The following is a 26,312-nucleotide window of genomic DNA, read 5'->3' as shown; positions in this document are numbered from 1 at the left end:
GTTTTCGGTTCACCAATTCTACTCCCCTAGCTCGGCCCGCAAAAACCGCCCCGTATGACTTTCTGCTACCTCCGCCACCTGCTCCGGCGTGCCCGTAGCTACTACCCGGCCGCCGCCCCGGCCACCCTCGGGGCCCATGTCGATGAGGTAGTCGGCTACCTTGATCACGTCCATGGTGTGCTCGATCACGATGACGGTGTTACCCTTGTCGACCAGCTTCTGTAGCACCCGCAGCAGGTACTTGATGTCCTCGAAGTGCAGTCCCGTGGTGGGCTCATCGAGGATGTATACCGTCTGCCCCGTATCCCGCTTACTAAGCTCCTCGGCCAGCTTCACCCGCTGTGCCTCGCCGCCGGAAAGCGTAGTGGCCCGCTGCCCCAGGGTGATGTAGCCCAGCCCTACGTCCTTGAGCGTTTTCATGCGCCGGTAAATCTTCGGGATGGGCTGGAAGAAGTCAGCCGCCTCGGCCACGCTCATATTGAGTACATCGGTGATGCTCTTGCCCTTATACAGGATCTCCAACGTCTCGCGGTTGAAGCGCATGCCCTGACAGTTCTCGCACTCCACCTCGACGTCGGGCAGGAAGTTCATCTCAATGGTGCGCATGCCGCTGCCCTTACAGACCTCGCAGCGCCCCCCCTTGACGTTGAAGCTGAAGCGGCCCGGCTTGTAGCCCCGGATCATCGCCTCGGGCAGTTTGGTAAATAGCTGCCGGATGTCGGTGAACACCCCTGTATAAGTTGCCGGATTCGACCGCGGCGTACGCCCGATCGGCGACTGGTCGATGTCGATGACCTTGTCGATGTGCTGCAGCCCGTACACCCGTGAGTAGGGCATCGGCTTTTTGACGCTATTGTAGAAGTGCTGCCGCAGGATGGGGTAGAGCGTCTCGTTGATCAGCGTAGACTTCCCGCTGCCTGACACCCCCGTCACGCAGGTCAGGGTGCCCAGGGGTATCTTGATGTCCACCCCGGTGAGGTTGTTGCCGCTGGCTCCCTTCAACGTCAGGAACTTCCCGTTGCCCTTGCGCCGCTTTTCCGGTAGCTCGATCCGCCGCCGACCGGCCAGGTAGTCGCTGGTGATGCTACCGGTGTGTTCGTCCTTGAGAAAATCCGCGGGTTTGCCGGCCGTCACTAACTCGCCGCCGAGCCTACCTGCACCGGGGCCAAGGTCGAGCAGGTAATCACTGGCCATCATGATGTCGCGGTCGTGCTCCACCACCAGTACGGTATTGCCGATGTCGGTCAGGTCACGCAGCGCCCGGATCAGCCGCTGGTTGTCGCGCTGGTGCAGCCCGATACTGGGCTCGTCGAGGATATACGTGATACCCGTAAGCTGGCTACCGATCTGGGTAGCGAGCCGGATGCGCTGGGCCTCGCCGCCGGAAAGCGTCCTTCCCGGCCGGTCCAGACTCAGGTACCCCAGCCCTACGTGTAGCAAAAATTGCAACCGGAAGCGGATTTCCTTCAGGATGTCCGTAGCGATCAGCGTAGTCCGCTCGTCCATGCCCTCTTCGGTCGTTTCCATCCAGGTACCGAGCTCGCCGAGGTCCATGCGGGCCAGGTCGCTGATGGTCTTGTCCTTGATCTTGTAGTAGCGGGCCTCCTGGCGCAGGCGGGCCCCCTCGCAGTCCGGACAGGTGTCGATGGTCATGAACTCCTCGGCCCAGCTCCGGATGCGCTCGCTGGTCGTCTCCTCGTACCAGCGCACGATCATGTTGACCAGGCCGTTCTGCTCCACGTCCCACACCATATCGTGGGCGCTTTTATCGTACTTACTTTTCTTCTTGCCGCTCGTCTTGCGTCCGTACAGAATCACGTCGAGGGCGCCGGCCGGAATCTTCTCGATGGGGTCGCTAAGCTTGAACTTCTCCACCTTCGCGATCGCCTTGATCTGCTTAAAGGTGGTGTTGTCGCGGCTGTCCCCCAGCGGTACCAGTCCCCCCTTGTTAATGCTTACCTTTCGATCGGGGATGATCTTGGTGATGTCCGGGCTATTGACCTGCCCCAGCCCCTTGCAGGTCGGGCAGTAGCCGTAGGGCGAGTTAAAGCTGAAGGTATTCGGGCTCGGTTCTTCATAGCTGATGCCGTTTTCGGCGTCCATGAGATTCTTAGAAAACGGCGCTACCTCGTTGGTCTCTGCGTCCTGGATGAAGACCAGCCCCTCACCCAGTTTCAGGGAGGTGGCCACGGCCTGCCGCAGTCGGTCGAGCCGCTCGTCGCTCATCTTGATGCGGTCGATCACCAGCTCGATGTCGTGCACCTTATAGCGGCTCACCTGCATGCCCTCGGTCAGGTCCTGGATCTCGCCGTCTACCCGTACCTTCACGTAGCCCTGCTTGCGCACCTGGTCGAAGAGCTCCCGGTAGTGCCCCTTGCGCCCGCGAATCAGCGGGGCCAGCACGACGATTTTGCGGCCGTCGTAGTTACTGGCGATCTGCTCCAGCATCTGCTCCTCGGTATAGCGTAGCATGGGCTTACCGCTCACGTAACTGTAGGCGGTACCGGCGCGGGCGTAGAGCAGGCGCAGGAAGTCGTAGATCTCGGTCACCGTGCCCACCGTACTGCGCGGGCTCCGGTTCGTCGTCTTCTGCTCGATGGAGATGACCGGGCTCAGCCCCGTGATCTGCTCCACGTCGGGCCGCTCCATCGTACCCATGAACTGCCGGGCGTAGCTCGAAAAGGTCTCCATATACCGCCGCTGCCCCTCGGCGTAAATCGTATCGAAGGCCAGGCTCGACTTACCGCTCCCACTCAGTCCGGTGATCACGACCAGCTCGTTGCGCGGCAGTTCCACGTTGATGTCCTGCAGGTTATGCTCCTTTGCGCCCGTGACAGTGATGAAGCGCTCGGTGTGGGGCAGTTCGGGCGTGGTCTGGGGCGGGGGCGCGGGTGCAGTGGACGTGGTGGGGGGCATAGGTTGCTACTAACCCGGTAAGGGTACCGGTGGTTGACCCCTTGTCTGCCCTCGTCCGCCGAGGGTTGCGTAGCTTCCCTCGTCTGCCGGGGGGTTCTAAGATATTTTGCGATCGTAATCGCAAAAATATCGGTTTTTTTGCGATTACGATCGCAGGAATACAAAGTAGAGTTAGTTATTGATAGTCAGCGAACGAGGTGGACTACGTAAGTCTCGGCAGACGACAACAGGGCCGGCAGACGACCAAGGTGTACCTTGTTGACGATGCCCAACAAACGCAAGATCTACGCCTTCCTCCGCGACCTCACCGCAAATAACTCCAAAGAGTGGATGGATGCCCACCGCAAGGACTACCATGCCGCCAAGGACGAGTGGCTCGCCCAGATCCAACTCTTCCTCGACCGGCTAGCCAAGCACGATCCCACCTTATAACGCCGAACACGCGCACATCGAGCTACCGCGCCGCAAGGACTTCACCGTCATGCGCGACGTCACCCAAGAGGAGGTCATCGCTGATGACTTCGTCAATCTGGTGGAACAGGCTCACCTAGAGCTACAGCCCTTCAATGCCTACCTCAGGCGAGCTATAGAAGTGTGAACTAAGTCTCGAAGTTCCAAGGTCGAGTGGCCTCCGGCCCGAGCCTGTACTACCTGCACGAAGTGGCGCAGTCACTTCCATCCTGCACGGCTCTGCTCGGGCCAGAGGCCGCTCGACCTTTTGTCTTCGAGCTTCCGAGGCTTGTTGGTGCTATACACTTATCCTACCCCCGCCGGCTCGATCTCATCAGCGTAGTACCCCTGCCGCCCCTGCCTGAGTACGAAGCGCACCAGGTCACCCTTCTTAACCGCGTCCACCCCCCGCAGGTGCCGCCGCTGGAAGTAGAACTCCTCTAGGGTACCCTCTAGCCGTAGGTAGCCCGTGCCCCGTTCGGGGAGGTAGAAGATGATGCGGCCTGGGTGGGTTTGGGTCATGATCATGAGTGGCTCGCACGCGCTACGCGCTTAGCTTGTAGGGGTAGTTCACCACGGAGGGAACGGAGGGTGTCACTGAGGTATGCACAGAGGGTTACCCTATAAAGCTAGACTGTATTACTCTTGATATTTCTACCGCTACTCTCCCGCAACACCGGTAGGTGTTGGCCTCTGTGGCTAACATAAGGGGCCCTTCCCCCGATGACGCTTGTCCCGACGGCTCCGTTAAACCTCAGTGACCGCTGAAGGCAGCAGCGTAGCTCATTCCTCTGTGTATTCCCCCAGGGGGACTCTGTGGTGAGCTATCACACCTGCCGGGTAACGAATTGCCAAACTAAGGTATCCTAAAGCCCAGGGAAGGCCACTTAGTTTTGGTGTCCCAGCCTACATTATCGCGCGCCCCACCACGGAGTGCGCACCCGCGGCCCCGCCCCACCTTACTTTTGTGCTATGTGGTTATGTCGAATGTTGCTGTGTGTGAGTTTGTTGGGAGGAAGTGTGCTGCCGGCGCAGGTAGATAGCCTGGGGCAGTGGACGAGCCTGCAGTCCTTCAGCTACGGGCGGTACGTGACGGAGAGTGCGGAGGATATCATCTACTCCACCGGCAACGCGCTGTTTTTGCTCGATAAGGCGGACCTGAGCTTCACGCGGCTCACGCGTACCGAGGGACTGGCCGGCGGTCGCATTAGCCTCATCAAGTACCACCAGCCTACCGAGACGCTGCTCATCGTGTACGAAAACAGCACGATCGACCTCTACCAAAACGGGCGCTTCACGACCCTACAGCAGATCGATAACTTCAACTTCAGTGGGGACAAGCGGATCTTCGACCTCTCCTTCGGGGCCGGTAACCGGGTGTACATCGCGGCCGGCTACGGGGTATCGGCCCTATCGCTCGACGACCAGACCTTCGCCTTTACCACCTTCACGGGGCTGCGGGTGAACGGGGTGGCCGAGTACGACGGACGCATCTACGCCGCCACCCCCGAGGGCATCTACCGCGTGCCGCTGACGGGCGTAAACCTCAATGATTTCAACAACTGGGAGCTGCTGGGGCCGGCCGCGGGATTGCCGGGCGATTACAGCAGTAGCAGCATCACGGTCTGGCGGGAGGGGCTCTACTTCGCGATTAATGAGGACGTGTGGAAACTAGCCGGGGCCGCAGGTGCAATGCATTACGATGCAGCGCAGCAGCAGAACCGCCTCGCCTACCTCAGCGCCGGTCCCAATAGCCTGCTGGCTGGCTACCGCTGCACGAGTGGTAACTGCGCCGACCGGGCCGTGGTGGCACTGGGCGAAACGGCGGGAAGTGCTCGCACCCTACCGGACTGTGCCGACGTAACCAACTACGCCCTGGAGGACGATACGGGCCGTATCTGGTTCGGGGATGAGACCTACGGTATTCGCTACCTGACGGCGGTGGATGGGGAATGCCGGCGACTGACCTTTCCGGGGCCGCCGAAGGATCAGGTGTACCGCCTGCTGCACGACGGCACCGCGCTGTGGATCGCTCCCGGGCAGCTGGACGAAAATACCACTCCTGCCTACGATTTTGAGGGGGTGTTCCGCTACCAGAACGGGACCTGGGATGGGTTGAGCATCCGTAACACCAACGCCTTCCGGGGCCGGGATGGGAGTAACGGGGGGGACGACGACGTGGCTACCATCGTCGACGTCGACTACGACCCGGTGAATAACGTGCACTACCTGAGCTCCTTCTTCGAGGGGGTGATCGGGGTCGACGGGGAGGGTACGGCTACCCTGTATGACGAGGTGAATACGAGTATCGAACTGGCCGAGGGGGCCGGTCGGGGCCGCATCCGCGCGGCGGGCACGGCTACCGACGCTAATGGATTTACCTACGTGGCCGTCAGCCGGGCGGCGCAGGGGGGCATCGTGTCGGTGCGGAGTCCAGAGGGAGGGTGGGCCGCACTCGGGCAGGACTGCGGGATCAATTTAGCCATTGACATTGCGGTAGACCAGCAGGGCTACGTCTGGGTAGTACACCGCGGCGGGGAGAACGGCGGCATTACCGTCATCGACCCGATGGGTACGCCCATGGACCGCAGCGACGACCGTTGCCGTATGATCACGGCCGCCAACAGTAACCTGCCGACTAACGAGACCCGCAGCATCGCGGTGGGGCTCGATGGGGAGGTGTGGATAGGTACGGCCAGCGGCATAGTGATCTTCAGCTGTGGGGCAGAGGTATTCAATCCGGAGATCTGTCCGGGCAATACCCCCGTGGTAGAGGCCGACGATGGATTCGGCGGCTTGCTGCTGGAAACCGAGGAGATCCGTACCATCGCCGTCGACGGCGCCAACCGTAAGTGGCTGGGTACTAACGGAGGGGCCTACCTGCTTTCGGAGGATGGCCGGGAACAAGTCTTGTTCTTCGACCGGGGCAATAGTCCGCTGCTCGATGACATCGTGCGCAGTATTGCCATCAATCCGACGACCGGCACGGTCTACTTCGGCACCGAGCTAGGCGTAACCAGCTACCGCGGGGATGCTACGGCCGCCGAGCCCTTTTTCCGCGACGACCTAGTAGTATATCCTAATCCCGTAGAACCGGGCTATACCGGTCCCATCTCCATCAACGGTCTGGTGCGCGACGCCCGGGTCAAGATCACCGACCTGAGCGGCAAGCTGGTGCAGGAGGGCCGCGCGGCGGGCGGGCAGTACGTTTGGTCGGGCACCGACTACAACGGGCGGCGGGTGACCAGTGGGGTGTACCTGGTGTTTGCCTCGACGGGGGCGGGCGGCTTTACCGAGCAGCAGGATCCAGAGGGGGCGGTGGGGAAGATTGTGTTTATCCGGTGAGGGGCTAGGCGTCCAACGCTTAGAAGCGTTGGACGCCTTACCTTGCCCTGGTGACACCGACGTACGACTTTCATACCCCCCCACCGCCGAACCCCCGCACGACGCGGCTGCTACACTGGCTTTTTTACCTGGGGGCCCTGCTGCTGCTCGTGGCTGCGATTCACTCGCTGTATCTCTACTTTACGCACTGGTCGGGCGGGGAAGACGATCATCCGATTTGGCAGTTGGTCCTGGGGCTGGTGTATCTCGTTGTGAGTGGATTGATCGTCTACGCTACCTACACACACGGAAGGGGCAGTGCCGAGGAGACGCCCCCACAGCGTTACGTCCGCATCCAGGATGGTAAGCTGGTCTACGAACTTGACCAGCTCAATGGGCGGCAGGAGATTGCCCTGGACCGGATCGAACGGGTTAGGCGGGCCTCAGTACGCGATCTGCTGTTGGAACTGCGGGATGGGGAGCGGGTGCTGCTGCCGATCTACCTGATCGACGATGAGGGGAAGCAGGAGGAGTTGGAGGAGGTGCTGGTTCGTGGCTTCTAGCCGCGGTCACCTACTCCTTATTAGCCAACTGCCCGCAGGCGGCATCGATATCCTTCCCCCGGCTGCGGCGCACGGTGACCATGATGCCGCGGTCGCGTAGGTAGGTGGCAAAGTCGTCGATGCGGTGCTCGCTCGACTTGCGGAAGGGGGCATTATCAATGGGGTTGTACTCGATGATATTGACCATGCTGGGCACGCGGCGGCAGATGCGGTAGAGCTTTTCGGCATCGTCGAGGCCATCGTTGAAGTCCTGAAAGGTGATGTACTCGAAACCGATGCGCTTTTTGGTCCTAGCGTAAAAGTACTCAAGGCTCTCGACCACGGCCTCTAGGTTATTGGACTCGTTGATGGGCATGATCTCGTTGCGCTTCACGTCGTCGGCGGCGTGGAGGCTGAGGGCGAGATTGACCTTGGTGTCCTCGTCGGCGAGCTTGCGGATCATCTTGGCGATGCCGGCCGTGGAGACGGTCAGGCGGCGGGGTGCCATGTTGAGGCCCGTGTGGCTGGTAATACGCTCGATGCTCCCCACCACTTCGCGGAAGGCGAGTAGGGGCTCGCCCATTCCCATGTAGACGATGTTGGTGAGGGGCTTACCGTAGGTCTCCAGGCACTGCTCGTTGACGAGGAAGACCTGGTCGTAGATCTCGGCGGCGGTGAGGTTGCGCAGTCGCTTCATACGGCCGGTGGCGCAGAAGGTACAGGTGAGGCTACAGCCTACCTGACTCGATACGCAGACGGTGAAGCGGTCGTCAGCTACTACGGGGATGAGCACTGACTCGATGAGGTGACCGTCGTGCAGTCGGAAACGGCTTTTGATGGTGCCGTCGGCGCTGCGCTGCTGTTTGTCTAACTCGATGACCGGCAGTTGGTAGCTCATTTTGAGCTTTTCACGCAGGGCTAATGAGAGGTTGGTCATCTCATCAAAGCTACGGGCCCCCCGTTGCCACAGCCATTCGTATACTTGCTTGGCCCGGAACTTCTTCTCGCCGGTTAGGATCAGCTGAGCGGTCAGCTCCTCCAGGCTCAGGGAACGGATATCGGGTAGGGTAGATACGATGACTGCGGACATACCCTCCCCTAACGCTCGAGCCGTTGGGGGGGTTGAACCACACAACCCTGTCTACCCCCATACGTTACTACTGCCCGGACCCCAAGCCCGGAATGCCTTCGACAATGCACTTACCGCCTAATTATATGGACCTTTACGCGCAGGCGCTTCGCTACGACAAAGTCGGCGATCCCTACACCGCCGTGAAGCTCCTCAAGAAGGTGACCCGCATTGTACCCGAGTGGGCCGATGCTTTCCGCAGCCTGGCCACCATCTACACCCGCCGCCGGGAGTGGAAGCCCGCCCTGCACTACTGGAGCAAGACCGTTGCCCTCGATGCCGACGACCGCGATGCCTGGTGGCAACTCGGCCTGGCCGCCGTCGCCCTCAAGCGGATGCGTACCGCGCAGACGGTCTGGGCTAAGTTCGGCTTCGACCGCCTGCAGCACGATAAACCCCTCGGCCTGCAGCTCCAGCACGACGATGGCTACGAGATCCTCTGGATGCAGCCCCTCGACGCCGCCCGGGCCCGCGTGGTAAGCATTCCCCATCCCGGCAGCGGCACCCGGTACCGCGACCTGGTGCTCTACGACCGCCGCGGCCAGCGGGGGTTTAATGTGATTCGCCGCCGCCGGGTACCAATCTACCAGTGCGTCACCACCCTCAAGCGCTCGCCCTACCAGACCTTCAGTTGCCTACTGCACACCGGTGCCGAGGCGGCCATCGAACAGCTCGAACAACTGTGCTACGATGCCGGACTGGGCTTCGAGGTCTGGAGCAATGCCACCCGGGCCGCCGTACAGGCCGACCGTGCGCGGGCCAGCGAGGATGAGCGGCGCGCCTTCCCGGAATACTACAGCGATCTACTGCCCCGCCCGGAATCAGGTACTACCTTAGTCGCCCTGGCGGCCGTTCATCCCGCCGAGGTGGAGCGTACCCTCAACGACTGGCAGATTATCTCGCTACAGCAGTATTCCGATCTGCGGTCGTACTGAGGAGGCGGTCGAGGTAACTGGTAAAGTCCCGCAGCCCGGCCACGGTACGCGCCCGCGGAAAATCGCTGAGGTCGTGCAGATTAGCCTGGTAGCCGGCTAGCAACAGTCGCTCATCGGGGCACTGCGTCAGGATGTCTTCCACCAACTGGTCCACGGGCCGCTCCACGTAGCTATTCGACAGAATCGTGAAGAGGTAGTCTATCCGGCGTACCTGGCAGACGTCCGCCAGATCCTGCGTTCCAATGTTTGGGCCCAGGTAAATCACGCCGAAGCCCCGCTGCTTGAGTAGGAGCTGCATGAAGAGCATACTAAGCTCCTGCCGCTCGCCCTCCGGGAGGAACAGGGCGAAGACGGGGCGATCTTCTTCGGGCGTGGCGGGCAGCCGGTCGGTCGCCGCCAGAATTTTTTGCCGGATCAGGTGGGCGGCAAAAGCTTCCTGTACCGGAGTCACCGAGCCGGTGAAATACAGCACGCCGAGTTTGTCCAAAAAGGGGTACACCACCTCCATCATCGTTTCCTCGAAGCCACGCTGGGCGATGTTGGTGTCGATGATGAGGCTGAACTTCTCCTCGTCCATCTCCACAATCGCTAGCGTTAGGGCATCGAGTTGGGTCTCGGGGCCTACGTTGAGGCTGGTCAGGTCGGCGAGCTGGGCGGCGCGTTCGGCCGGGGCCATGGCCGCGATCTTGCTGATGCGGTGGCCGTGCTTATTGAGCAGGGCGACGGTCAATAGCTCGTGCAGGTCCTCATCGAGGTAATAGCGCACATTATTCTGCCCGCGGCGGGGGGTCACCAGGTCATAGCGCTGCTCCCAGGCCCGTAACGTATGGGCGCGGATGCCGGTGAGTTTTTCTACGTCCTTGATCGAGTAAACCGCCACAACCAGGGGGTAATCAGGTGATTGTTTGATATCCGGGGGACTAACGCCACCCCCACCGAATGGTTCAGGTCCCCGGGTTCGCTGCCTTTGTGGTAATTTACCCCGCTCCTAGCCTACCATTATGCCGCGATCGCTACCCGCTCAGTTTCTGTCCCTCCTCGGGCTCCTATTTTTCGCTCAGTTGCCGCTGGCCCTATCCGCCCAGGAGGCCACTTCGGACTGTTTCTACCAGCTTCGCCTGGAGGATAGCGGCGGTGATGGGTTCAACGGCGGAATAGTAACCGTGACGGTAGCCGACCGCCCCCGCACCTTCACCCTGGATGCGATGCAGGACGACGGTAGCCGGCGCGACTTCTACTTTCCGGTCAGTAACGGGGATTCCATCACCGTAGGCTTTAATGCGGGGGCCTTCCCGGAGGAGGTTACCCTTTCGGTGCTGGACAACAACGACAGCCTGGTCTACTCCGTGGAGGGCCCGGCGCAGTCACCGGCACTAACCTCCTTCATCGCTCAGTGCCGCAGCTGCGCGCCGCCGCCCCAGGCTTCCATCGAGCTGTTCCGAGTACGGTATAATTCGGTGAGCGTGCGCTTCCGCTCGGTGCCGGCCGCGGCCCAGCCGACCTACGTGATCGAGTACGGGGTGGGGGACTTCGACCCGGCCGCCGGCGAGGGGACCACGGTGACGACCCAGGATACGTCGCTGCGTATCAACGACCTGCAGCCTAATACGGCCTATACCTTCTACGTCTCGACGCGCTGTGGGGCAACGGACGACACCACCGCCCGGCGCGGACCCTTCCGGGCGATGACGCAGCTGCAGCGAGATATTGGCGTGACGGTACTGCGGGCCCCTACGGCCGATGCCTGTGTGGGCGGGAGTAGCGACTCGGTGACGATCGGCATCACCAACTTCGGGGGGGAGGCGCAGCAGTTCTTCAACGTGGACTTTACGATCAACGGGGCACCGGGTGGGGTGAACCGCCCCTTCGACGGCATCTATACCGGGGTGCTGGGGGTGGATAGTACGGAGTTTTTCACCTTCGATGTGGGGGCCGATCTGTCGGAGCCGGGGATATATACCTTCGAGTTATTCACCCAGCTAGAGAACGACGAGAACCCGGACAACGACCGACTGACGACCACCGTGATCCGTCGGCCCATCATCCGGGAGCTGCCCTACCTAGCGGACTTCGAGCAGGAGACTGGCTTCTGGCTACCGGAGCGGGCCGGACGTGGACCGGCGACCTGGGAGCGGGCGCGACCCCGGGGCAGCTTGATTGCCGCGGCCGGGTCGGGGGAGCTCGCCTACGTGACTAATGCCGACGGGAACTACAGCGGGGATGAGCGTAGCTACCTGACCTCGCCCTGTTTTGACCTTTCGGGGCTGGAGGAGGATCCTTTCCTGTCCTTTCTGCTTAATGTCGACACGGAGGAGAATTTCGATGGACTTTACCTAGAGGTATCGACCGATGGGGGAGCTACCTACCGCCGTGTGGAGCAGAATGCCAGTACCATTAACTGGTACAACAACCCCCAGCAGCGGGCCTGGGACGGTGAGGGCGGCTTTGATGATGGCTACGCACTCGTAGGTACGCGACTCAGTGGCCTGGCCGGAGAAGGAGACGTGCGGATGCGCTTCGTATTTTTCAGTGATGGCGACGGGCAGCGCGAGGGCGTGGCCATCGACAACATTCGCCTTACCGCCCAGCAAGACGTAGATTTTGCGGCCGTAGGGGCAGAGTTTCTGTCCTTCGGCGATTGCGATGATGCGCAGGATACGCTACAATTCACCTTTACGGACATCGGTCGGCAGCGGCGCGATAGCGTGACGGTGAGCTACCGGGTGAATGGCGGGCAGACCGACTCACTACGGGCACCTGCGCCTACTACCTTGGGGCGTCGGCAGCGGGTACAGATCGTCACCAATGTAGATGTTTTTCCACCCGACCCCGTCACCGTAGAGGTATGGGTCTCTTCGCCCGACGACCTAGCAACCTATAACGACACGACGGTACTGGTCTACCAGCCCACCCAGGCCGTCCCCTTCCTGGTCGACTTCGAGGACGGGCGGCGGCCCCGGGGCTGGCAGCTTCCCGCCGATGCGATCGTGGCCCGGCGGCCGGGCAGCCCCTCCGTAGCCCTGACCGATAATCTCAACGGCCAGGATACGGTGCTGGAGTTCACGACGGCAAGTTACGGCCCCCTCGAGTCCGAGGATGTCCTGGCTTTCACCCTCAACCAGCGTGACGCCAGTGGCAATCGGATTACTGACGGACTTCAGCGCCTGACGGTAACCGCCCGCACGGACTGTGATTCGGCGGCGGTGGAACTACTGGATGTGGAGGGGGACATCTCTACGAGCTTTTCGATCGGCCTGGGGCAGTTCGTCGGTAGTGCAGTCCGCTTCACCTTTCGGGCGGCCTACGGGGCCGGGGACTTCTTCGTGGAGTTCGATGACTTCAGCGTGAGCCGCTGTGCCGATGGGCTCGATATCAGCCTGACCACGGTGCCACCCTCGACTATCTTCGCCGATGATGGCGCTGCCTACCTAGATGTGAGCAACGGGGTAGGCACACTCACCTATCAGTGGAGTACGGAGGATACGACCCAGTCCATCGATAGCCTCAGCATGGGCGACTACTCCGTCACGGTCACCGATGCCCTGGGTTGTAGTGGTACGCGTGACTTCACCCTCGATCTGACGCCGGTGGGGGTTGATGAGGCCGGGCCATTGGCGGGGCTGGAAGCTTTTCCTAATCCAACCTTCGGTCAGATCGCGCTGCGCATCGCCTTACCAAACTTCGTAGCACTAAGCGTGGAGGTATACGATAGCCGGGGGCGCAGGATGCAACGGTCGGAACTAGGGCGGGCACAGGAGCTCGCTACGGAGATAGATCTTAGAGCGGAGCCTGCTGGACTGTACTTCGTAAGGGTTCGTGCGGGGGAGGCAGTGCGGACGCTGCGGGTGGTGAAGGAGTAGTAAATCTATCGAGATCCAAGGTCGAGTGGCTTCCGGCCCGAGCCTACAACACTGCTGTGAAGTGGCGCAGCCACTTCTCCTGCCGTACGGCTCTGCTCGGGCCGGAGGCCGCGCGACCTTGGTACGTTGGCAGTTCTAGCGAATACCGCGGGCTTTCAGATTAGCTACGTAGATCGCAATGTTGCGGGCATGTCCCTCTCCGGTGCTGGCAAAGTTGTGCAGGCCGCTGCCGTCGCCCCGGGCGCAGAAATACAGGAAGTCGTGCTGCTCGGGGGTAAGTACCGCGTCGATGCTACCTACGCTGGACATCGTGATCGGCCCCGGGGGAAGTCCGCGGTAGACATACGTATTATAGGGGCTATCGAACTCGATGTGGCGGTACAGCACCCGCCCCACGTCAAACTCTCGGGTGGCGAAGACGGCGGTAGGGTCGGCCTGGAGGGGCATGCCAATGCGCAGGCGATTAAGGTAGACACCGGCGATGCGGGGCCGCTCGCTGGCCTGCAGGCTTTCCTTTTCGACGATGCTGGCTAGGGTGTAGACCTCGGCGGGGGAGAGGTCCTGGGCGGCTGCCTTTTCCAGGCGGTCGTTGCTGCGCCAGAATCGTTCGTGCTCCTTCACCATGCGCGCCACGAAGTCGCGGGGCGTGGCGTTCCAGTACATCTCGTAGGTATTGGGGATGAACAGCGTCTGTAGCGTCTCGGGGGTGTAACCGATGCTATCGATGAAGGCCGTGTCCTGGAACAACCGCTGGAAGGCCAGGCTATCGGGCTCCAGAAAGCGGGCCACCTTGGCGGCTACGTTCATGGGTTCGCGCTCGGTGGTGAGTACCACGTCGACGGTAGCCTGGGCACCGCTGCGCAGTTTACGGATGAGACTGATGCTAGTCGTGCCCGGTGCCAGGGTGAAGCGGCCCGAGCGCATCCGTTCCCGTTTAAACTCCATGCGCTCGGCCAGGGGGTCGAAGAACAGCCGGTTGGGGGTCACGCCGTGGACGGCCAGGCTATCCATGACCTGCTCGTAGCTGCTGCCGGTGGGGATTTGGACGGTCACCGGTCCGCCATCCCTGGGTACCACCGGCACGAGCATCACTTGGTAGTAAGTAAAACCAGCCACCGCTAGTGCGATGAGGAGTAGAAGGGCAATCAGCTTTTTCATCTAGTATTGCTCCTTGTCGTTCGGGAACTCCCGGGCCTTGACGTCCTTCACGTAGGCCTCCGTAGCGCCCTGGATTACCTCAAACAACTCGGCGTAGCGGCGCAGGAAACGGGGGTGAAAGTCCTTAGTGATACCGAGCATGTCCTGGGTCACGAGCACCTGACCATCGCAGTGCATTCCGCCGCCGATGCCGATGGTGGGCACTTCGATACTCTCGCTGACCCGCTGTGCCAGCTCGGCCGGAATCTTTTCCAGCACCATCCCGAAGCAGCCCAGTTCTTCAAGCATCTTGGCATCTTTGAGCAGGCGGCGGGCCTCGGCCTCCTGTTTGGCGCGCACGGTATAGGTACCGAACTTATAGATCGACTGCGGCGTCAACCCCAGATGGCCCATCACCGGAATACCGGCACTCAGGATGCGGCGAATGCTATCCTCTACCTCCTGTCCGCCCTCCAATTTCACCGCGTGGGCTCCGCTCTCCTTCATGATGCGGATGCTCGACTTAAGGGCCATCTTACTATCGCCCTGGTAGGTACCGAAGGGCAAATCCACGATCACCAGCGCCCGCTGCACCCCCCGCACGACACTGGCGGCGTGGTAGATCATTTGGTCCAGCGTGATCGGCAGCGTGGTCTCGTGCCCCGCCATCACGTTACTGGCCGAGTCGCCCACCAGCAGCACGTCCGCCCCCCCCGCATCCAGGATACGCGCCATACTGAAGTCGTAGGCCGTCAGCATCGCGATCTTCTCCCCGGCCCGCTTCATGGCCTGCAGGGTGTGGGTGGTGATGCGCTTGACGTCGCTGGGTTGGTGTACGCTCATGGGGCAAAGGTACGGGGTCCAGGGGGTTAGGGAGTTAAGGGGTCAGGGGGTTAGGGAGTTAAGGAGGCAGGGGGTTAAGGAGTTAAGGGGTCAGGGAGTTAAGGTCACGGCGCAGCTGCAACGCCTACGACGCCCCTTAACTCCTTAACCCCTTTAATCCTTAGCTCCTTTAATCCTTAACTCCTTAAAGTACATGACGCTAGGGCAGATTATCAATGAGGCGCCAGGGAAGTAGCTTGGTGAGGTTTAGCGTGAGCACGAGGCGCTCGGCCAGGTTACCACGCTGCTGGAGTAGGTTCTTCGTAATAGCGTCGGCCAGCAGGGGCACGTAGAGGTGGAACTGGTCGTCGAGAATATTGACGGACAGGCCGGCTACGTAGTTAAACTCGTTAGTGGGGTCACTGGCGATGGTAGGTCGAAAGCCATACACCCCCGCATCGAAGTACATGCCGATGGGCAGCGGAATCGGCAGATCGGCATTCAGGTTGAGGGCGGTGAGGTAGGTATTACTGCGCCCGTAGGTGAAGGCCGCGTCGATCGGCGCCCGGAAGCCGCCCTGCCGCCGCTCCAGCTGCTGACCGTAGCCGCCATTGCGGTTGCGGCCTAGGTAGAGGTCGTCGTAGCGGTAGTCGCTGGCGGCGTTGTCGACTAGGGAGAGGCTGTAGGCCGGCGAGGTGGCCCCGTCGCGCTCCGTGTGGTACAGAAACACGCCGCCGTAGAGCCGGACCGTGACCAGCTTGCCCCGCCGGTAGAGGTAGCCACCCTCCAGGCTACCGTCGAGCCGTAGGTTGTTGACCTCGCGGAAAGCGTCAGGATCGCCGGCGCGGTACTCCAGGTGTAGGTCGTAGGCGACGGGTGTAATCTTGCGGTCGACCCTAGCCCGGTAGCCCAACCGGAGGAAATTAGTCATCAGGGTAGCCGCGTCGGGGAGTAGCTCCCCATCCTCCGTAAAGGCCGGCCGCTGCTGCCGCAGGTTGATGAACTGAGTGTACACGCTACTGCTACGCTGGGTAATCGCGGGGTGCTCCAGCACGAACTCGGAGCGCACCGCCGTCCGCGTATAATCATACACCAGGCCCAGGCTATCGAGCCGCTGGGCGGTGGGCCTGAAATCACTGAAGCGTTGCACTCCGGCGCTGACTACTACGCGCTGGAGCCAGTCCGTAGGGCGGGTAAGCCGGTAGCGCGCCCCGGCAAAGCCCGCCAGGGACTTACTACCGAAGCCGTATAGGGGCGCCAGCAGAAACTCCACCCGCTTCGGCTCCAGCGTCCGGTTGTGTAGTGCCCCGCCGGCTAGAAAGCCATCGTTGGCGTTGAAGCCGATAAGGGGGGTGACAAAGAGTTGCGGTCCCTCCTTCTCCTGATCCGTGATCAGACCCAGATTCAGCCCGCCCGTTCCCTGCCGCCGCTGCCCGGACCGGTTGAAGTCACCAACCGTAGTGCTCTCCATCGCCGCGCGCATGTACTCGCCTGCGCCACGGTCGCCCAGTATGGTATAGAAATCCGCCGGCCGCGGGTGCCGAAACTGCCACTGCCGGTAGTAGCGTTGGAAGGCGGCGTCCAGGCTATCGCGACCGATCTGCTGCTCGATCTGCTGCAGCACCAGCTCCGGCTTGCTGTAGGCGCCCATGAAGTAGTTGAACTGACTCAGGCTGTCACTTTCCGTATCCGCCGCCTGGTCCTTGCCCATGCGGCTCAGGAAGCGGTAGCCCAGGGCATCGAGGTCGACTTCCCGACCAGGGATAATCTGTGCGCGGCCGCTCCGTTCCGGGTAGTATTCCTGCGTATACCGCCCCTCGTAGTAGCTATTCAGCCCCTCGTCCATCCAGGCGTGAGCACGCTCGTTGCTCCCCAGGATGCCGTAGAACCAGTTGTGCCCGATCTCGTGGGCCAGCACCTCGTCGAGGCCGTATTCGCTTCCGCTCAGTCCGATCACTGTGATCATCGGATACTCCATGCCCGCCCCGGCACTCAGGGCCGACTGCACGCCCGTCACCTGGGGGTAGGGATAGGTCCCCACCTGCTCCGAGTAAAAGCGGGTGGCCCGCTTGATGTAGTCAAGACTATTCTTCCACAGCTCAGCCTCCGTCTCGGTAAAGAAGGCCCACACATCCACCGGCGTCACATTTTGCTGCGTCGGCGGGGGGAGGGGCCCCCGGCGTAAGCTCAGGTGCAGGGTATCGTGCAGCACGGCAAAGCGCTTATCGGCAAACCAGGCAAAGTCGTGCACCTGTTCGGCCACGTAGGTGATGGTCTTTTCGGTGGGGGAGGCCTGCGGGTAAAGCTCATCGACGTAGCGCCTAGCTAGGTCCTTGCGGCCGGCGAGCGAACGCTGGGTGCTATCTGCCCGGTCCAGTAGCCACTGCCGCTCGCTCTCTTCCTGCAACACTCCGGTAGCGGCCACCACATAGTTCTCCGGCAGCGTCAGCTGCACCCGAAACTCTCCAAACTCGCTATAAAATTCCCCCTGGTCCAGATAGGGCATCGGGTGCCAGCCCTCCCGGTCGTACACAGCCGGCTTCGGGTACCACTGCGTGATCTGGTAGGACTGCCCCACGTGCCCCAATCGACTGAAGCTAGCCGGTATCCTGACTCGGAAGGGCGTGGTGATGGTCGCCGTGGCACCAGTGGCCAGTGGCTCCGGCAAGTAGAGCACCCCAATATCCGGCTCGTTGGTAAAGCGGAATCGGGCCTCCCGCCCGCCGACCCGAAAATCGACACTGTCCAGCGTACCCCGCAACGAGTCGGCCGCGAAGTGAAAGCGCGTGCTGCCGTTGCGCAGCATCTGCTGGGCAAAGGCCGTCTCGTCGCTGCTAAAGGCCCGCGGCCAGAGGTGGAAGTAGATGGAATCGAGGGGGTGGGGCGCGCGATTGATGTAGCGTAGCGTGAGGTCACAGTCCAGGGTATGCGTGGGCTCGTCGAGGCGTGCCTGGATGTCGTAGCTGACCTCTTGCTGGAAGTAATCGGACTGGGCGGTGAGATAGGTGGATACCAGAAGAAGGAACAGAGCGGTACGCATGGGGCGAAGCTACAGCAACTCCCCACTGAACCCAAACGGCAACAAATCACTCGCCGAATCAAACACGTACACCGGCCCCGTCTCCGCCCGTAAAATTAACCGCATCTTATGCCCGAACCGGCTCTCGTGCTCACTCAGGATCTGCCGGCAGGAACCACACGGACTAGCCGGCGCACTCAGAATGCGACCGGGCGCACGCACGGTGATCGCCATCGCCACCACCGGCTGCCCCGGACGCAGTGCCGCGGCCGCGGCCATCGCATTGGGCTCGGCGCAGATACACATGGGGTAGGCGGCGTTCTCGGTATTGGCGGCAGCCACCACGGTGCCATCTTCGAGGCGAGCGGCGGCGGCTACCTTGAAGTTGGAGTAAGGGGAGTAGCTGTGGGGTAGGGCGGCGGTGGCGGCGGTGAGGAGGGCTTGGTCAGCAGCAGAGAGGACCTGTGGATCGGGGAAGGTTTCGTAACGGATTGATAACTCTGGCACTGCGTGGGGTTGTTGTTACTTTGCGGCAAACAAGGAGATGAGATTATACAGAGCCGTAAGTAAAGCGGAGTATGAGGACATCCTAGCAACTGGCGGATTCCGGTCTTTCGAGAATTCGTTACTCGGAAAATGGTTTGCCGACAATCTCTCCGACGCTCATAAGTGGGCACGCAAGTTGGTATACCCATCCAAAGTATACATAGTCGAGATTGAATTGCCGGATACCATAGCTGCAGATCTACACTTTGATAGCTACCTTGATTGTATTGGTCCCGCCAGGTACGCAGAGATCCACCACTTAGACCATGCAACTATCCATACGGTCGTCAACGTTAAATAATTATGAGAGTGTTTGCTGCTATAACGATGCTAACCGAAGAGCAGGGTGGCAGGTCCCGCCCCATCGGGCCCGGGAATTACTTCCCTACCACGACCATTACAGATCGTGGTCACACACACACTTGGAGCGTAGGCGTTCATCTGATCGACAGGGATGATCACGGTGTATGGTATGGTACCTGCGATTTTCTCTCTGAGGAAGCTCCACACCATTTACTACAACCTGAGCATAAGCTCGAACTTTTTGAAGGACCCCATCTAGTCGGTCATCTTCGTGTACTCGTGCCGGCAAATGTCGTGAAGGAGGTTTACGCGACGGTTTCGTAGCCTCGTCACGGTACTTACCCACTCCCTACCGAATCTGCACCTCCCCAGCCGCATTCACAAACAGTACATTCCCAATCTCCTTATAACCTGCAAACAGGTCCCCCTTGAGTCGCTTCAGCGCCTCGTCACGGAAACCCAGGATGACCAGGTCCGCCTCACCCGACTTGCGGGCGATCACGCTGCGCGAGTCCGTATTGTCCTGCCGGCAGAGCACGTCGATGTTGTTGCGGCTGATGGGGAGCTGCCCGGTCTCGATCAGGTCGTACATCCGCTGCTCCTCTTCCTCCAGCTTCGACTCCTCGAAGACGGCAAAGAGCCTAATCTCGGCGTTGCGCCAGTCGGCGTGGCCGGTCATGATGTAGGCCAGCAGGATCATCAGGTTGGCACTCTCGTAGTGGGCGCGGGTGATCCAGACGTGGATCGTACGCTTAAGCCCGAAACCGCGCTCCGACAGCCCCAGGATGGCGATGTTAAAGTCGACCGATTTGATGAGCTTGAAGTTGTCGATGATATCATCGAGCCCCTCGCCGGTCTGCTTCGAGTACTCCAGCAGCAGAAGGTTATTGTCCGTGCCCGCGATACCGGGAAATTGGATAATCTGCGCAATGGCCGAGGTGTAGGAGGGCGACACGATCGTGTCCACGTAGATGCGGCTCTCGGTGGCCTCCGCCATGCGGATGATGCGCTCCTTGGTCACCGCCGCGGCCTCGGAGGTGTCGTGGCTCAGGTAGCCGTTAATGTAATGCAGGTAGGTGCCGAAGCTATACTTCTGCGAGATCCACCGCAGGAAGTCAAAGGCCCCCAGGCGTGTGAAGGTGGCATTACTCACCGCGATGGCGCTGGGCCGCCAGCCCTGCTTCTCCTCCTTGTCGGCCTTCTGGAGGAAAATCTGGATGCGGCGGCTGACCTGAAAAATCACTCCCTGGAAGATCAGCGCCAGACTCCGCTTATCGGGGTTGCTGTGGGCGATGTATACGTAGAGCACCCCAATTAGTACTACCGCCGCTGCGGCATACGTAGAGTTCATGAAGAACATCAGCCCGAAGCACGCCAGGGCCCCAAAGAGCGACACGTACCACTTCGAGCGGAAGGTAGGTCGGTAACTGGGGTCGGCGGCAAAGTGGTTCAAAAAGCTGATCAGACAGAGCGAGCCGTAGGTGACCATGAAGAACATGGAGATGATCTCCGCCACACTATCCAGCGCGCCCAGTAGGATGAAAAAAGCGGCCAGCACCACCGTGATCAGACTGGCGTTGTAGGGCTCATTGCGTTCCCCCTTACCGCGGGAGAGGTAGTGATTGATGCCCCGGGCCGGAAAGATATTGTCCGCCGCAATGGCCTGCAGCGTACGCGGAGCCACCAGAATGGAGCCCAGGGCCGAGGAGATCGTAGCCGCCGCCAGCCCCAGGGGAATGATCCACCAGCCCTGCCAGGCGATGTCGGCCATGATGAGGTTCGTGGTGTCGGCTAGCGCATCGGGCGGAGCGGAGGCGGCCAGCTTCCAGGCCATGAACAGGTACACGATCATACCCCCGATCGTGGCGGCCAGGGTACCCCGCGGTATGGAGCGGCCCGGATCGCGCAAGTCACCCGAAAGGCCCACCCCGGCGGTCATACCCGTAAAGGCGGGGAAAATAATTGCAAACACCGTAAAGAAGCTAAGTTGCGGGATCGCAGGTGCGGGCGGCGTAGCGGGGGGAGGGTCAGCCGCCCGTGCCACTACTTCTCCCCCGGGGTAGTAGGTCGTATCGGTACCCGAGCTATGCTGGGCCTCGTCGACCAGTCCATCGAGCACCTGAGCCGTCACTTCTGCATCAGCCGTATAGCTATTGAAAAACTCTACGGAGTTCTCCTGTGCATAGTCCGTCGTACCCACGAAGAAGGCCAGCAATGCCAGCGCCAGCGTAGCAACTACCGTATAGAGCACCTTCACGCCCAGATCGGCGCCCTTAGTCAGGATCAGCAGGGTCAGGAGTAGCAGGGCCGGGATACCGATGGTCTGCGGATAGCCCAGCAATCTGTCTACCCAAGGTAATAGGACATAGGTCTCTCTCAGCCAGTCCAGTAGCGGCTTGAAGGCCTCGGTAAAGGCCATGATGTAAAACGCCACCGAAATAGCTTGCGACATAAACAGTGCCATACCGATCGTGGAGCCGATCACCAGTCCGAAACTGCGCGAAATGATGTAGTACTCCCCACCACCCTCCACCTTCTGGTTCGTGGCGATCTCGGCAATGGCCATGGCCGTGGGGATGGTCACGGCATGACCGATCAGGATGATGCCTATGGTACCCGCCAGCCCCACCATACCCACGGCAAAGCCGAAGCGGAGGAACATGATCGCCCCCAGGATGGTGGAGATGGCCGTAAAGAAGACCGGCGCGGTACCAAACTTTTGCTTATTCATTGTGGGCCTATCCCGGCGTCTGCTCCTGGGGCTCGGCCAGGTAGAGGTAGTCCTCCAGGATCTGCTGTACGCGCTGGGTCAGCTCCGTGTTGCCACTTCCCTGTAGCTGTAGTAGCAGTTGCTGGGCGATGAACCGTCCCTGGCGTTGCTCCATGGTGTAGGAACTCTGCGCCAGCACTTCCGGTTCCAGGCTCTCGTAGAAGCGCAGCCGTTCGGCGGTATTCTGTGCTATGGTAGTGATCACGTCGGCTACCCGCTCCGTCTGGTTACTGCGGAAGTAAGCATCGAGCATAATGAAGGCCTCGTAGTAGAACGGAAAGTTCATGTCCGGAAACGAAGCGAAGTACTTATCGCCGATCTCCAGGGCCCGCTCCGTGTCGCCGCGCTGCATTAGCTCGTCCATGGTGCGCAGCATCACGCCCCGCATTGACTGTATGGCCGGCGCGTAGCTGGCGTTGACGTAGGTATCTACCTTATCAAAGTTGCCCCACGTCCACTTATTCACGATGAGGTCGTAGTTCTTGTCTACGTCGATGCCACCGGGACCGATGTTCTGGTACCGCTCCGTCTGGGAGGGCGTACGGGTAGCGGTGAGCTGCAGGGCCAGGCCCTCCAACTGCATGTAGTCTTCTAGCCCCAAAAACTTCGAGGGGTTAGCCGTCACGGCGAAGTAAATGGGCCGCTTGTAGAAATTGGAGTTGATGATGTCCAGAATGGCGATCTCGTCCTTCTGGATGTTGCGGGGGTCGATGCGGATGGGAATGCTCTGCACTACGGGCTTACCGGCGGGCGTGAGCCAGGGGGCCTGGGCTAGCTTGGCGGGGTCGACACGCAGACTCACGTTACAGCTCGAGTAGGTGGTCTCGACCACGCGGCCGCTACGCTGATCGACCAGGTTCTTGTCCGTAGCGATCTCGTTCATGAACTGCTCTAGCGTTACTGGTGGTGCCTGCTGACAACTAGTACCCTGCGGAAGCTGCGGATTGTAAAATTGCACGTTGTTGCGCAGTTTACCCCGCGTCTGATCTTCCGTGAGCTGTAGGTCGATGACCGGCGAGTCGTTCATCTGGTAGCGGAGCAGGTCGATGTACCAATCTACGGCGATCAGACTCAGGTTCACTACCCGTACATCGGTGCGGATGCCTTCTACCTCCTGAGCGTACCAGAGGGGGTAGGTATCGTTGTCACCGTAGGTGAAGATGATGGCGTTTTCGTCCACCGACTCCAGAAAGTTGTGGGCGTAGTCGCGCGCGGCGGTGTGACCGGAGCGGTCATGGTCGTTCCAGTTCTGGCTCACCATCAGGGCAGGGGCCACCAGGACCAAGAGGGAGACAGCCACCGCCGTACCCGCGCCCTTGGCCCGAAATTGCGTCTTGATGAACTCATAGATCGCCGGCACGGCCATGCCGATCCACATACAAAAGACCATGAAGGAGCCTACCAGCACATAGTCGCGCTCCCGCGGCTCGTTCGGCGGCTGGTTGGTGTAGATGATGATACCTAACCCCATGATAACGAATAGGGCCAGTAGAGCCAGGAACTCCTCGCCCCGTTTGCCGGAGTGCCAGAAGAGACCCAGTAGGCCGAAGATGAAGGGCAGCAGGAAGTAGACGTTGCGCGAGGGGTCGTTCTTAAACTCGCTCGGTAGCTCATCCAGATTGCCCAGCCGGAGCTCGTCGAGGAACTTGATGCCCGTGATCCAATTGCCGCTGCTCTCGTCCCAGCTGTAGTAGCCCTGCTGTCCGTTCTGCCGGCCCGAGAAGTTCCACATGAAGTAGCGCCAGTACATCCAGCCGATCTGGTAGTTGAATAGAAAGCGGAGGTTGTCGAGCTGGTTGGGTCGGCCGGTGGGTAGGGGCTGGGAGGGGTCGAGGCCCATCCAGCGCTTGTAGAGACTGGGGCGGCCCTGGGTACCGTCGTACATACGGGGGAAGAACATCTGCTTATTCTTCTCGTACTCGGCATCGATCTTGTAGTTGGTGTACTCGTACTTGCCGTCAACCAGGCCGTAGCGGTCAGTCAGGGGGGTGGCCACCACCTGGGCCTCGAACTGCGGACCGTAGATCAGGCTCCGCTCCCCGTACTGCTCGCGGTTGAGGTAGGGCAGCAGGCTGGTGACATTGTCCGGGTTGTTCATGTTGACCGGGGTCTTCGCTCCGGCCCGGATGATCACCACGGCAATCACGCTGTAGGCGATCAGGATGGTAGCAATACCCATGGCTGCCAGTTGCACCCCCTGGTCGTGGTGCTTGTGGGCGTAACGGAAGGCCAGATAGAGCAGCCCCCCGTAGGCCAGTAGCGTAGGTAGGATACCGATGTGGACGGGCAATCCGGCATTCACCATGCCGATCTCGAACCACTGCCACACGGCCGGTACGCCGATGATGACCAGCGTTTGAATGATTCCGATCATCAACACCCCGCAGGCCGCGGCGGCGATGAACTGGGCCCAGCGCGGGAGAGTGCGGTTGCCTAACACATACGTTGCACCGGCGACCGCGCCCATGCCGATGAGCTTGCCCGCAAAACCGCCCGAGGTGAGCAGGAGACTGACCGCAAAGAGGTAGCCCACGATCTTGGCCACCCGGGTGAGGAAGACCTGCCCCCGCTCGCGCAGGTAAAACAGCAGGGTGATGAAGGGTAGCGCCAGAATACTCAGCAGGTGAACCCCCGAGGACATACCGATACAGAAGATGCTGAAGATCAGCCACCGGTAGGCCAGGTAATCCCGGTCGCGCGGGGTGGTGTAGTAGCGGATGGCCGCCCAGACCGTCATACAGGTGAAGAAGAACGACATGGCGTAGACCTCACCCTCCACGGCCGAAAACCAGACGGAGGTGGTGAAGGCTACGCTGAGGCCCGCGACCAGTCCGCTACCGGCTACGGCGATAACCTGTCCGCCGCCGATCTCGGTGCGTTCGTCGCGCCCGGTCAGTGCTAGTACAGAAAGTCGGATCGTAGCCCAGCAGACGAAGGTGGCCCCGAAAGCCGTACACAGGGCCGACATACCGTTAACGAAGGCGGCGATGAAGGCCGGGTCGTCACTGAGCAGACCCCCCAGACCGGCGAACATGCGGCCGATGAGGAGGAACAGGGGGGCGCCGGGGGGGTGTACGACCTGGAGCTTGTAGGCCCCGAGGATGAACTCGCCCACGTCCCAGAGACTGCCCGTGCGTTCTACGCTGAGTAGCAGGACGGTGGCCGTAAGGAGGAAGACCACCCAGCCGGTCAGCTGATGGAGACGGTGTAATTTACCCATGAGACGGAGCCTTGTGCTTGCGAACGGCGCAAAGCTACGGATTATTTGGGGCCGTCTAGAGCCAGCCGGCGTCGTCTGTCGTAGCCTTGTCGGGATGGCTGGGAGCCGGGCTATGATCGGCGGTGAAGGACCAGTCGTAGGTGTCCAACCCCCGAATCGCGCCCGCCAGCAGACTGATGCAGTCGGCGATATCCTGCTGGTGGGCCATCTCGATGACCTGGTGCATGTTGCGTAGGGGGATGGAAATAGCCCCAGCGATGCTGCCCTTGGTGCCGTAGCGCTGTACGGCGGCCGTGTCGGTGCCGCCGGCGGGGAGGAGTTCGAGCTGGTAATTGATGTCGCTGGTAGTGGCTACCCCTTTGAGGTAGTTGACCATGCGGTAATCGGAAATCACGGATCCGTCGAGCACCTTAATGGCCGCTCCACCACCCAGGGAGGTTACTTTCTCCTGGGGCGCACCACCCGGGACGTCGTAGGCAATGGTCACATCGAGGCCGAAGCCGAAGTCAGGGTCGATGTGGCTTACGCTGCCCATAGCTCCGCGTAGGCCTACTTCCTCCTGGACGGTGAAGGTGGCGTAGAGGTCGTAGGGGATGTCCTGACCTTTGAGCTCGCGGAGTACTTCTAGTAAGATGAATACCGACACGCGGTTATCGAGCGACTTACCGCTCACGCAGTCACCAATCTCGATCAGCTCACGCTCGCGGGTGATGGGGTCGCCGATGGCCACCAGTTTTTCCACCTCCTCCTTGGGTAGGCCGAGGTCGATGAAGTAGTCCGTGATGGGCACCACCTTGCTGCGCTCCTCCTGCTTCATGATGTGGATCGGCTTGGAGCCCATGACACCAATGATATCCTGGCGGCCGTGCACGATCACCCGCTGGGCGGTCAGCGTCTTGGGGTCAAAACCACCGAGGGGCAGGAAGCGAATGAAGCCCTTATCATCGATGTGGTTGACGATGAAGCCGATCTCATCCATGTGGGCGGCCACCATGACACGTTTGCGCTCGCGACCTTTTTTGATCGCGATGACGTTGCCCATGTTGTCGGTGCTTACCTCATCGGCTAGCTCGCGCAGCTGGTCCAGTACCAGGTCACGGATACGGCGTTCGAAGCCGGATACGCCGGGGGCCTCGCAGATGCGGCGTAGTAAATCGAAGTTTTTCATTGGGTTTTATTGGGCTCGGGCGGCGCGAAGGTAATGTATTGTTTGGACAAGACTTTGTAGGCGGAATTTTGTACTTCGTCCTTGTTTTGGTTTTGCTTGTGCAATCATTATTGATGTGTGGGGCTCTGGTTGTTGGGTTAGTGGGTTGTTAGGTTAGTGAGTTGTTGGGTT

The 26,312-nt window shown here is 60.7% G+C and carries 17 protein-coding genes; 6 read left to right on the top strand and 11 right to left on the bottom strand.

Annotated features, from left to right (window positions below; translation table 11 throughout):
* Window positions 1-18: 18 nt before the first annotated feature.
* A complete protein-coding gene (uvrA, locus tag ACOOHD_RS12345; protein ID WP_420458187.1) occupies window positions 19-2,916 on the bottom strand; it encodes an excinuclease ABC subunit UvrA in 2,898 nt (965 codons plus the stop codon).
* Window positions 2,917-3,180: 264 nt separating this feature from the next.
* On the opposite strand from uvrA, the gene ACOOHD_RS12340 reads away from it, so the two are divergent.
* Both ACOOHD_RS12340 and ACOOHD_RS12335 read left to right on the top strand, forming a co-directional pair.
* Window positions 3,181-3,348, top strand: a complete 168-nt coding sequence (locus tag ACOOHD_RS12340) for a DUF2461 family protein (RefSeq protein ID WP_420458186.1) — start codon at window positions 3,181-3,183, stop codon at window positions 3,346-3,348.
* 49 nt (window positions 3,349-3,397) lie between these two features.
* Window positions 3,398-3,514 carry a hypothetical protein gene (locus tag ACOOHD_RS12335; protein WP_420458185.1) on the top strand — a complete coding sequence of 39 codons (117 nt, stop codon included), beginning with the start codon at window positions 3,398-3,400 and terminating at the stop codon, window positions 3,512-3,514.
* Between the two features lie 158 nt (window positions 3,515-3,672).
* Here ACOOHD_RS12335 and ACOOHD_RS12330 read toward each other — a convergent pair whose 3' ends face one another.
* On the bottom strand, window positions 3,673-3,888 hold the full coding sequence (locus tag ACOOHD_RS12330) for a hypothetical protein (protein WP_420458184.1): 216 nt from the start codon (window positions 3,886-3,888) through the stop codon (window positions 3,673-3,675).
* A gap of 450 nt (window positions 3,889-4,338) precedes the next feature.
* Between ACOOHD_RS12330 and ACOOHD_RS12325 the strand changes: the two genes are divergently transcribed.
* Both ACOOHD_RS12325 and ACOOHD_RS12320 read left to right on the top strand, forming a co-directional pair.
* Window positions 4,339-6,711, top strand: a complete 2,373-nt coding sequence (locus ACOOHD_RS12325) for a hypothetical protein (protein WP_420458183.1) — start codon at window positions 4,339-4,341, stop codon at window positions 6,709-6,711.
* Window positions 6,712-6,761: 50 nt separating this feature from the next.
* On the top strand, window positions 6,762-7,253 hold the full coding sequence (locus tag ACOOHD_RS12320; RefSeq protein ID WP_420458182.1) for a hypothetical protein: 492 nt from the start codon (window positions 6,762-6,764) through the stop codon (window positions 7,251-7,253).
* Between the two features lie 10 nt (window positions 7,254-7,263).
* Here the strand turns inward: ACOOHD_RS12320 and rlmN are convergent, their stop codons facing one another.
* The gene (gene rlmN / locus ACOOHD_RS12315; RefSeq protein ID WP_420458181.1) at window positions 7,264-8,322 is read right to left on the bottom strand and encodes a 23S rRNA (adenine(2503)-C(2))-methyltransferase RlmN; all 1,059 of its coding nucleotides are present in this window, start codon (window positions 8,320-8,322) and stop codon (window positions 7,264-7,266) included.
* Window positions 8,323-8,447: 125 nt separating this feature from the next.
* Between rlmN and ACOOHD_RS12310 the strand changes: the two genes are divergently transcribed.
* Window positions 8,448-9,296 carry a tetratricopeptide repeat protein gene (locus ACOOHD_RS12310; protein ID WP_420458180.1) on the top strand — a complete coding sequence of 283 codons (849 nt, stop codon included), beginning with the start codon at window positions 8,448-8,450 and terminating at the stop codon, window positions 9,294-9,296.
* On the opposite strand, the gene ACOOHD_RS12305 is transcribed toward ACOOHD_RS12310, so the two are convergent.
* Window positions 9,256-10,176 carry a MerR family transcriptional regulator gene (locus ACOOHD_RS12305; protein ID WP_420458179.1) on the bottom strand — a complete coding sequence of 307 codons (921 nt, stop codon included), beginning with the start codon at window positions 10,174-10,176 and terminating at the stop codon, window positions 9,256-9,258. The genes ACOOHD_RS12310 and ACOOHD_RS12305 overlap by 41 nt on opposite strands.
* A gap of 121 nt (window positions 10,177-10,297) precedes the next feature.
* Between ACOOHD_RS12305 and ACOOHD_RS12300 the strand changes: the two genes are divergently transcribed.
* A complete protein-coding gene (locus tag ACOOHD_RS12300; protein ID WP_420458178.1) occupies window positions 10,298-13,156 on the top strand; it encodes a T9SS type A sorting domain-containing protein in 2,859 nt (952 codons plus the stop codon).
* 135 nt (window positions 13,157-13,291) lie between these two features.
* Here the strand turns inward: ACOOHD_RS12300 and mltG are convergent, their stop codons facing one another.
* The 7 genes from mltG to ACOOHD_RS12265 form a co-directional block, all read right to left on the bottom strand.
* The gene (gene mltG / locus ACOOHD_RS12295; protein ID WP_420458177.1) at window positions 13,292-14,314 is read right to left on the bottom strand and encodes an endolytic transglycosylase MltG; all 1,023 of its coding nucleotides are present in this window, start codon (window positions 14,312-14,314) and stop codon (window positions 13,292-13,294) included.
* Window positions 14,315-15,136, bottom strand: a complete 822-nt coding sequence (gene panB / locus ACOOHD_RS12290; RefSeq protein ID WP_420458176.1) for a 3-methyl-2-oxobutanoate hydroxymethyltransferase — start codon at window positions 15,134-15,136, stop codon at window positions 14,315-14,317.
* A 199-nt stretch (window positions 15,137-15,335) separates the two neighbouring features.
* Window positions 15,336-18,155, bottom strand: coding sequence for a M1 family metallopeptidase (locus ACOOHD_RS12285; protein WP_420458175.1), 2,820 nt, complete (start codon window positions 18,153-18,155; stop codon window positions 15,336-15,338).
* A gap of 9 nt (window positions 18,156-18,164) precedes the next feature.
* Window positions 18,165-18,641: a cytidine deaminase gene (locus ACOOHD_RS12280; protein ID WP_420458174.1), complete on the bottom strand. Its 477-nt coding sequence runs from the start codon at window positions 18,639-18,641 to the stop codon at window positions 18,165-18,167.
* A 691-nt stretch (window positions 18,642-19,332) separates the two neighbouring features.
* Window positions 19,333-21,714, bottom strand: a complete 2,382-nt coding sequence (locus tag ACOOHD_RS12275) for an amino acid permease (protein WP_420458173.1) — start codon at window positions 21,712-21,714, stop codon at window positions 19,333-19,335.
* A 7-nt stretch (window positions 21,715-21,721) separates the two neighbouring features.
* The gene (locus tag ACOOHD_RS12270; protein ID WP_420458172.1) at window positions 21,722-24,973 is read right to left on the bottom strand and encodes a DUF2723 domain-containing protein; all 3,252 of its coding nucleotides are present in this window, start codon (window positions 24,971-24,973) and stop codon (window positions 21,722-21,724) included.
* Between the two features lie 55 nt (window positions 24,974-25,028).
* Entirely contained in the window at window positions 25,029-26,141 is a 1,113-nt protein-coding gene (locus ACOOHD_RS12265; protein WP_420458171.1) for a M42 family metallopeptidase, read from the bottom strand.
* Window positions 26,142-26,312 lie beyond the last annotated feature (171 nt).

Origin of the sequence: Neolewinella sp. (assembly GCF_965214665.1) — a bacterium.
Classification (GTDB): Bacteria; Bacteroidota; Bacteroidia; order Chitinophagales; family Saprospiraceae; genus Neolewinella.
Note: the sequence above shows the minus strand (reverse complement) of the source record. Positions and strands in the feature narration are given on the sequence as shown.

What these genes read in the sequence shown, in the direction of transcription:
- mltG (WP_420458177.1), bottom strand. Translation starts at nt 14,314, where the DNA reads ATGAAAAAGCTGATTGCCCTTCTACTCCTCATCGCACTAGCGGTGGCT.
- uvrA (WP_420458187.1), bottom strand. Translation starts at nt 2,916, where the DNA reads ATGCCCCCCACCACGTCCACTGCACCCGCGCCCCCGCCCCAGACCACG.
- ACOOHD_RS12325 (WP_420458183.1), top strand. Translation starts at nt 4,339, where the DNA reads ATGTGGTTATGTCGAATGTTGCTGTGTGTGAGTTTGTTGGGAGGAAGT.
- ACOOHD_RS12340 (WP_420458186.1), top strand. Translation starts at nt 3,181, where the DNA reads ATGCCCAACAAACGCAAGATCTACGCCTTCCTCCGCGACCTCACCGCA.
- ACOOHD_RS12270 (WP_420458172.1), bottom strand. Translation starts at nt 24,973, where the DNA reads ATGGGTAAATTACACCGTCTCCATCAGCTGACCGGCTGGGTGGTCTTC.
- rlmN (WP_420458181.1), bottom strand. Translation starts at nt 8,322, where the DNA reads ATGTCCGCAGTCATCGTATCTACCCTACCCGATATCCGTTCCCTGAGC.
- ACOOHD_RS12285 (WP_420458175.1), bottom strand. Translation starts at nt 18,155, where the DNA reads ATGCGTACCGCTCTGTTCCTTCTTCTGGTATCCACCTATCTCACCGCC.
- ACOOHD_RS12300 (WP_420458178.1), top strand. Translation starts at nt 10,298, where the DNA reads ATGCCGCGATCGCTACCCGCTCAGTTTCTGTCCCTCCTCGGGCTCCTA.
- ACOOHD_RS12335 (WP_420458185.1), top strand. Translation starts at nt 3,398, where the DNA reads ATGCGCGACGTCACCCAAGAGGAGGTCATCGCTGATGACTTCGTCAAT.
- ACOOHD_RS12275 (WP_420458173.1), bottom strand. Translation starts at nt 21,714, where the DNA reads ATGAATAAGCAAAAGTTTGGTACCGCGCCGGTCTTCTTTACGGCCATC.
- ACOOHD_RS12330 (WP_420458184.1), bottom strand. Translation starts at nt 3,888, where the DNA reads ATGACCCAAACCCACCCAGGCCGCATCATCTTCTACCTCCCCGAACGG.
- ACOOHD_RS12310 (WP_420458180.1), top strand. Translation starts at nt 8,448, where the DNA reads ATGGACCTTTACGCGCAGGCGCTTCGCTACGACAAAGTCGGCGATCCC.
- ACOOHD_RS12265 (WP_420458171.1), bottom strand. Translation starts at nt 26,141, where the DNA reads ATGAAAAACTTCGATTTACTACGCCGCATCTGCGAGGCCCCCGGCGTA.
- panB (WP_420458176.1), bottom strand. Translation starts at nt 15,136, where the DNA reads ATGAGCGTACACCAACCCAGCGACGTCAAGCGCATCACCACCCACACC.